This window comes from Enterovibrio sp. FF113 (assembly GCF_041439165.1).
Classification (GTDB): Bacteria; Pseudomonadota; Gammaproteobacteria; order Enterobacterales; family Vibrionaceae; genus Enterovibrio; species Enterovibrio norvegicus_A.
On record NZ_JBGONO010000045.1, the window covers coordinates 1 to 7,027 of the forward strand.

The following is a 7,027-nucleotide window of genomic DNA, read 5'->3' on the forward strand; positions in this document are numbered from 1 at the left end:
CCCATGTGAGAGTAGGACATCGCCAGGCTTCAAATTCGTTTTCATCTTTTTAATAAAAAGATGAAGGCAAAAAGAAAAACAAAAAGGCCACCCTATCGGGTGGCCTTTTTGCGTTTATACCGTGTCCTGTCCTGAGATAAGTTGACACATTGGAGACTTATCTATGCGAACACCAAAAGAGACAACATCCAAACGTACCCAACGTGATTATTCCTTCGCCTTCAAACTAGCGGTGGTGTCTCAGGTAGAAAAAGGCGAGCTGACTTACAAACAAGCGCAAGAACACTCAGTAGCAAGATTTGGTAAATTATTGCCGTTCGCTGCGCCAGAGAGCCATGTTGAGCTACTTCTCATTAATGGCTAGTATCTGTTGTTTAGTCATATGGTATTTGGAAGAAGAAATGGAGATGTGCCGTACATGTATGACGTCTGTATTTGGAAACAAAAAAGCACCACTCATGACATGAGTAGTGCTTTTTCTTTAAAACAGTATGTTAGCTTAGTTTCAGACGCTGAACTCAACTAAGAGGTTAATCACTTTTATCCCTGCATTACGCATTTCAATACAGGCACTTTTCGTTGTGTCATCGGCAATACCGCGGCATGCCTCTAAGTTGACCCATACATCGAAACCGCCATGTTTTCTCAGCTGCAGAGCGGTCGTTTTAACGCAATAGTCTGTAGCTAGCCCACCTACGATGACAGTTTTCACTTCTTTGGAAGCAAGCCATTCAATCAGACCCGTGCTGAGTTTCTCTTGAATATCATGAAAGCAGGCACCGTAGGGATGCAAATCTGGTTCTACACCTTTCCATATCACATGATCATATTCAGTGACTGCAGGAAGATCCGCAATTATTTCGAAGCCTTCTGTCCCTGGAACTGCGTGAGAAACCCAAGTGAGATCTGCATTGGCATGTTTAAGTGGAATCAGCATCTTATCGTGACTTTCTACTACCCAAACAGCATTGGCAGGGTGCGCGTCCTTGGTCAAAATACGAAGACTGGCTTTTTCTGCCTGCATGTTTAACGCTTTTCCAATCATATGGCCTTCAGTCACAGGCAACTCATCTGGGCAAAGCGGTGTGAAGGTCTTTTGAGGGTCGACGTCTATGGATGCGATCACGCTGACTACCTTACAATATTTGATTGAGCAGATGATCTGCACGGATCCGTTTGATCCGCTTTAGTAATTTTCTCACTTGAGCAGGGTAAACTTCGAGTTTCTCAATCTGTTTGTAGCTACCAATAAGTTGAGTATGGCTAAGAATTGTATCAATCTCTCGCTGCATTTCATCTTCAAGTAGTCGGTTTTTATCGTGAAGCAATATGGCGTTCTCAAGGTCCAATTTCCATGCGCGAGGATTAAGGTTGTTCCCCGTTAGAAGCATGTAACTGCGGTCTACCCATATACCTTTAAGGTGGAAGCTGTTGTCGTCATGCTTCCATAAATGAATTCTCAACTGACGTTTAGCAATAGCGGCTTCGTTGCGACGGGCAAAGTTACGTAAGTTGATCTCATAAAGGTATGGAAGACCAGAAATTGTTCGAAATGGCTCATCAGGTGGAATATAGAAGTCGTTCGCTGTTTTATCACCGACGATAATTGTGACGTTCACACCGCGTCGTAGAGCACGTCTAATCTCTCGCATAACACTTCGTGGAGGGTTGAAATACGGCGTACAAATGGTCAGATCTTCATGCGCACAAGCAATCAGTCGACAAATTTGTGTGTTGAGGAAGTTCTTGCGTTTTCCTAAGCCTACCATCGGTGTTAACCCGACTTGATCGGCATTAATATGCTGAGAAATAAAGCTATAACTGGCGCTTTGTAGGCGAGCACGAAGATCACGAATAGCCGGTTTAAGCACTTTGGTATTTGGGCGACTAGGCTGAGACAGGCAAGTAACTGCATCGCTGGAAACCAACTTGGTTCCAATGAAGTTAGCCATACAGTCGGCGAGTGCCTTGCTTTTGATGACATGATAACGGTCATAACGATAGCGGTCATGTTGAGCAAGATATACATCATTGAGGCTTGCGCCACTATAGATAACGGTATCGTCAATGATGAAGCCTTTTAGGTGAAGGACACCAAACACTTCTCGGTTTCTAACGGGCACGCCCAAAACGTCGACCTTGTAGGTGTACTTCTCCGAGTATTCTCGATAAAGCGCAGCATTGCCGTCGGATTTCTCTGCACCAATTAAACCGCGTTGGGCACGGTGCCAATCCACCAATACTTTGATATCGAGTACCGGGTTCTTTTGTTTTGCCTCGTAGAGCGCATCAAGGATCGATCGTCCTGCTTCATCGTCTTGCAGATATAGAGCGACCAGATAAATGCGAGATTTGGCTTGTGCAATTTCATGCAGTAAGCGCTCTCTAAAAGATGCTGCGTCGAGAAGCGTTTCTAGCTGATCTGGACGATGTGCAATTTTTGGGAGCTGATCGATCAACTGCTTATTTGCAGTAGCTGAATCCATTGTTGCCTCATTAAGTTCGACTGATAGTCGTGTTTACGCAAATCAAACCCTGCATTGTACCAGAAAATACGTTATTTCCAGTATTCTGGATGTGCCTGTTATCTCGATTTGGCACTATCACTTTGGTAAATACTGCATTGGGACGAGATCTTTACCACTGTTGCAATAGCTAGCATACCTGCCTTGAAGTTCATCTGGGAGTGCATGATCATCAATGATGTAAAATCCAGCACCTTCATAAAGAGAGACTAAATAACGGTAGGCGAGGCAGTAACATATTTTGCTTTGGGTTTGTTCTTGAATCGATTTGAGAAAAGTCGCACCTAGCTTTTCCCCTCTGAATTCAGGGTCAATGAGCATACCAGTAAGAAGCTGAAATTCATTGAATTGGCGAAAACGCACAGCTCCAGCTAAACGCTTTTCACGTTCCATTGTCCAAATAACTTCATCTTTCTTAGGTTTGCCCGCGGGATAGTGATCTTTGTAAAAGCGCGCCACAATAGGGAAGCGTAAGGTGTCTAGCGGGAAAAATCGATAGTCGGCCATGGTTATCTAATCACTGTGAATTCAAGGCGGATGGGGTAGTATACACGGCTAACAACCATTGAAAATGAAACCGCGAGCCGAATGAAGATCCTCACTAATACATCGCTCAAGCCATACCATACTTTCGGTTTAGAACTGAACGCGAATGAAATCATTAAAGCGCAAAAATCGGATGATTTCCTGCAGATCTGGAAACAGAGACCAGATGAACCAAAGCTGGTTGTAGGTGAAGGTAGTAATCTACTTTTTTGTGAAGATTTTGCAGGTGTTATTGTTCTCAATTGCTTGAAAGGGATTGAGGTGCAAGAAACCACTAATGAATGGTTACTGCATGTCGCAGGTGGTGAAAATTGGCATGAATTGGTGACGAATACCGTCGATAGAGGCATGCCTGGTTTAGAAAACTTAGCACTGATCCCTGGTTTGGTTGGGTCTGCGCCCATTCAGAATATTGGTGCCTATGGTGTGGAGTTCAAATCGAATTGTGATTATGTCGATGTGCTGATGCTCGATAGTGGGGAAATTACCCGCTTAACAGCTCAAGAATGTGAGTTTGGCTATCGTGACTCTGTGTTTAAGCATGGACTAAAAGACAAAGCGATCGTGACAGCGGTGGGTTTTAAGCTACCGAAATGCTGGAAGCCTGTTGTTGGCTATGGTGCACTTAGTGAATTAGGTGAACGCGATGATCTCACTGCCAAAGATGTCTATAACAAAGTCTGTGAGATACGATGTGCAAAATTACCCGATCCGAAAGAGATTGGTAATGCAGGAAGCTTCTTCAAAAATCCAGTCGTAGCAAAATCCTTGGCGGATAGGCTTTTACTAACCCATCCAACGATGCCTCATTTTGGCGTGAGCGACGCTGAAGTTAAATTAGCCGCGGGATGGTTAATCGATCAGTGTGGCCTCAAAGGCAGTTGCGTTGGCGGTGCTGCGGTACATAGTCAACAAGCGCTTGTTCTCACCAATACAGGTAAGGCGACTGCGAAAGACGTTCTTAAGCTCGCTAAAAATGTTGTTGAAACTGTATATGATCGTTTCGGGGTAACCCTCGAGCATGAAGTACGCTTTATGGGGCGGACAGCTGAAACAAACCTGGAGGCGATATGCCTGCCATAGACCATACACCCCGCTTAGCGCTAATCAAGATCCTAGCGGATGGACAGTTCCATTCGGGAGAAAAACTCGGTCAAGAGCTTGGAATGAGTCGTGCAGCAATTAGTAAGCATATAAAAGTGCTTCAGCAATGGGGACTTGACGTATTTCGAGTGCAAGGAAAAGGCTATTGCTTGCCGAGCGCGTTAGATCTCTTGGAAGAGCAACCATTGCGTGCGAAGTTGAATACTACTGATTTTTCATTGATCCCTGTTATTGGTTCCACCAATCAGTACTTGCTGGATCGTGTAGGTCAACTCGCGTCCGGTACCGCCTGCCTAGCAGAATACCAACAAACGGGCCGAGGACGTCGAGGACGTACATGGTTCTCACCATTCGGCGCAAATTTATACCTCTCAATGTATTGGCGACTTGATGCTGGAATGGCCGCTGCAATGGGACTGAGTCTTGTTGTTGGTGTCTCCATGGCTGAAACACTGGCTCAACTTGGCGCAGAAAACGTCAAAGTGAAATGGCCTAACGATTTGTATTGGAACGACAGGAAATTAGCAGGCATCTTGGTCGAAATGACAGGACAAGCAGGGGAAGCTGCACACCTTGTCATCGGTATGGGTCTTAACGTTGCTATGCCAGATACTGATGCCGTTGATCAGGATTGGGCCAACTTGAAAGATACTTGTCACACGTTGCCCGATAAAAACAAGCTTGCCGCCGCATTGATAAATGGTGTTACCGACGCACTTAAGCAATATGAAGAAACCGGTATGACTGGTTTTGTTGAACGTTGGGATCGATACGACAACTTTAACGGACGCGCCGTTAAGTTATTGCTGGGTGAGCGTGTGGTTAAGGGGATCGCGCGAGGTATTAATGAGCAAGGGGCGCTTTTGCTCGAAACCGAGGCTGGCATCACCCCTTACCTTGGCGGAGAAATTAGTCTCCGCGCTGACGAATAATTTATATTACTTGCGTACCATGACAGTTTGAACCGCGTGGTTTGTTCCCTTTTGTAAGACAAGGCCCGCACGTTCTCGTGTGGGCAAAATATTTTCAACCAAGTTCTTTCCGTTTATCTCCTCCCAAATACTAGAAGCAGTGCGTCTTGCTTCGTCTTGCGTTAGCCGCGTGTAATGGTGGAAATAAGACGATGGGTCTTTAAAGGCCCCTTGTCTGAATGCCATGAATCGTTCGATGTACCATGTTCTTAGCAACGAACTATCGGCATCGACATAAATCGAAAAATCGAGAAAATCCGAGATAAACACGCGGTGAGGGTCGTGTGGGTAGTCCATACCGCTTTGCAGCACGTTTAAACCTTCTACGATCAGAATATCAGGCTGCTCGACAACTTTTATGTCATCTGTCACGTCATACACCAGATGAGAATAAATGGGCGCTTCAACCCGAGGCTTACCCGATTTCACATCTGACACAAACTGCACCAGTTTACGAATGTCGTAAGACGGAGGAAATCCCTTTTTCTTCATCAAACCACGTTCGTTAAGCACGTTATTGGGATGAAGAAAACCATCTGTGGTAATGAGTTCGACTTTTGGGTGTTCTGGCCAGCGTTCTAGTAAAGCTTTTAGTAAACGGGCTGTCGTGCTTTTCCCCACGGCGACACTACCAGCAATCCCGATAACGTAAGGCACTGTGTTGCCCTTTTGAGCGAGAAAATGCTCCAACACCTGAGTGCGCCCTTTACGAGCTTTAACGTACAGATTCAGAAGACGAGAAAGCGGCAGGTAAATGTCCCGCACTTCATTCATGGTGAGGTGTTCGTTAATGCCTCGAAGCTTTTCGAGGTCAGTCTCATCCAGCGTCATAGGCACAGCATCACGAAGCTCTGACCATTGTTGGCGATTAAAAGACAGATAAGGCGTTAATAGATCGCTCATATTAAAAATGAATCTGTTTCGACTAAGGACAGCGACAATACATTATACCCAATGATAGTGAAAGCAGGATGCCGAGTTTAGCTGATGCTATCCCGCTAAAAAAAAGCGTGAATTGGCGATTTAATGCACTGTAAGGAAAGAATTGATAGAAAAAGTTAAATTAGCTATTGCAACGAAAAAAATCATTGCATAGAATGCGCAGCACTTGTCGCCGGCTTAGCTCAGTTGGTAGAGCAACTGACTTGTAATCAGTAGGTCGCCAGTTCGATTCCGGCAGCCGGCACCAATAAGACAAAAAAAGACAATTAGGTGGGATTCCCGAGTGGCCAAAGGGATCAGACTGTAAATCTGACGGCTCAGCCTTCGAAGGTTCGAATCCTTCTCCCACCACCATATTTCAAATAGTTTGAATAGCTCTACGAGAAACTGAAAGCGGGCATCGTATAATGGCTATTACCTCAGCCTTCCAAGCTGATGATGCGGGTTCGATTCCCGCTGCCCGCTCCAATTCTAAAGTGCTGATATAGCTCAGTTGGTAGAGTGCACCCTTGGTAAGGGTGAGGTCCCCAGTTCGAATCTGGGTATCAGCACCATCTTTCTCTTACAAGTTACTCAAGCCATTTGATTTATACTCAACATAAATCCATTTGTTGTATGCGTGGTCGTTAAGCCACCAAAATACCGTGCTTAGAGGGACTGTCATGTCTAAAGAAAAATTTGAACGTACGAAACCGCACGTTAACGTTGGTACTATCGGCCACGTTGACCACGGTAAAACCACTCTAACTGCAGCAATCTGTACTGTACTGTCAAAAGTATACGGCGGTTCTGCACGTGACTTCGCATCTATCGATAACGCTCCAGAAGAGCGCGAGCGCGGTATCACTATCTCTACCTCACACGTAGAATACGATACACCTGCTCGTCACTACGCACACGTAGACTGCCCAGGACACGCCGATTATGTTAAAAACATGA

General features: G+C 45.3%; 8 protein-coding genes and 4 tRNA genes. 8 read left to right on the forward strand and 4 right to left on the reverse strand.

The window, feature by feature from the left end:
• The first annotated feature begins 163 nt into the window (after positions 1-163).
• Positions 164-364, forward strand: coding sequence for a hypothetical protein (locus ACED36_RS21900; RefSeq protein ID WP_017007268.1), 201 nt, complete (start codon positions 164-166; stop codon positions 362-364).
• Positions 365-505: 141 nt separating this feature from the next.
• On the opposite strand, the gene ACED36_RS21905 is transcribed toward ACED36_RS21900, so the two are convergent.
• The 3 genes from ACED36_RS21905 to ACED36_RS21915 all read right to left on the reverse strand — a co-directional run bounded on the left by ACED36_RS21905 (position 506) and on the right by ACED36_RS21915 (position 3,032).
• Entirely contained in the window at positions 506-1,126 is a 621-nt protein-coding gene (locus ACED36_RS21905) for a nicotinamidase (RefSeq protein WP_016960632.1), read from the reverse strand.
• A gap of 10 nt (positions 1,127-1,136) precedes the next feature.
• Positions 1,137-2,486: a CDP-diacylglycerol--serine O-phosphatidyltransferase gene (pssA, locus tag ACED36_RS21910; RefSeq protein ID WP_016960633.1), complete on the reverse strand. Its 1,350-nt coding sequence runs from the start codon at positions 2,484-2,486 to the stop codon at positions 1,137-1,139.
• A 117-nt stretch (positions 2,487-2,603) separates the two neighbouring features.
• Positions 2,604-3,032: a GNAT family N-acetyltransferase gene (locus ACED36_RS21915; RefSeq protein WP_016960634.1), complete on the reverse strand. Its 429-nt coding sequence runs from the start codon at positions 3,030-3,032 to the stop codon at positions 2,604-2,606.
• A gap of 81 nt (positions 3,033-3,113) precedes the next feature.
• Here ACED36_RS21915 and murB point away from each other — a divergent pair, with 81 nt between their 5' ends.
• Together murB and birA are read left to right on the forward strand one after the other, a co-directional pair.
• Complete coding sequence (gene murB, locus ACED36_RS21920; protein WP_017007269.1) at positions 3,114-4,154, forward strand: UDP-N-acetylmuramate dehydrogenase; 1,041 nt, start codon at positions 3,114-3,116, stop codon at positions 4,152-4,154.
• Entirely contained in the window at positions 4,142-5,107 is a 966-nt protein-coding gene (gene birA / locus ACED36_RS21925; RefSeq protein WP_017007270.1) for a bifunctional biotin--[acetyl-CoA-carboxylase] ligase/biotin operon repressor BirA, read from the forward strand. Before murB ends, birA begins: the two co-directional genes overlap by 13 nt.
• Before the next feature lie 6 nt (positions 5,108-5,113).
• On the opposite strand, the gene coaA is transcribed toward birA, so the two are convergent.
• Entirely contained in the window at positions 5,114-6,049 is a 936-nt protein-coding gene (coaA, locus tag ACED36_RS21930) for a type I pantothenate kinase (protein ID WP_016960637.1), read from the reverse strand.
• Positions 6,050-6,259: 210 nt separating this feature from the next.
• On the opposite strand from coaA, the gene ACED36_RS21935 reads away from it, so the two are divergent.
• The 5 genes from ACED36_RS21935 to ACED36_RS21955 all read left to right on the forward strand — a co-directional run.
• Positions 6,260-6,335 (forward strand) — tRNA-Thr (locus tag ACED36_RS21935).
• A 22-nt stretch (positions 6,336-6,357) separates the two neighbouring features.
• A tRNA-Tyr gene (locus ACED36_RS21940) sits at positions 6,358-6,442 on the forward strand.
• A gap of 39 nt (positions 6,443-6,481) precedes the next feature.
• Positions 6,482-6,556, forward strand: a tRNA-Gly gene (locus ACED36_RS21945).
• 10 nt (positions 6,557-6,566) lie between these two features.
• Positions 6,567-6,642: transfer RNA gene (locus ACED36_RS21950), tRNA-Thr, on the forward strand.
• 108 nt (positions 6,643-6,750) lie between these two features.
• On the forward strand, positions 6,751-7,027 hold a 277-nt coding region (locus ACED36_RS21955), incomplete at its 3' end, for a GTP-binding protein (protein WP_371733812.1).

Excerpts from the sequence above, each read along its gene's own strand:
- ACED36_RS21900 (WP_017007268.1), top strand. The coding sequence starts at position 164 with ATGCGAACACCAAAAGAGACAACATCCAAACGTACCCAACGTGATTAT.
- birA (WP_017007270.1), top strand. The coding sequence starts at position 4,142 with ATGCCTGCCATAGACCATACACCCCGCTTAGCGCTAATCAAGATCCTA.
- pssA (WP_016960633.1), bottom strand. The coding sequence starts at position 2,486 with ATGGATTCAGCTACTGCAAATAAGCAGTTGATCGATCAGCTCCCAAAA.
- ACED36_RS21915 (WP_016960634.1), bottom strand. The coding sequence starts at position 3,032 with ATGGCCGACTATCGATTTTTCCCGCTAGACACCTTACGCTTCCCTATT.
- coaA (WP_016960637.1), bottom strand. The coding sequence starts at position 6,049 with ATGAGCGATCTATTAACGCCTTATCTGTCTTTTAATCGCCAACAATGG.
- murB (WP_017007269.1), top strand. The coding sequence starts at position 3,114 with ATGAAGATCCTCACTAATACATCGCTCAAGCCATACCATACTTTCGGT.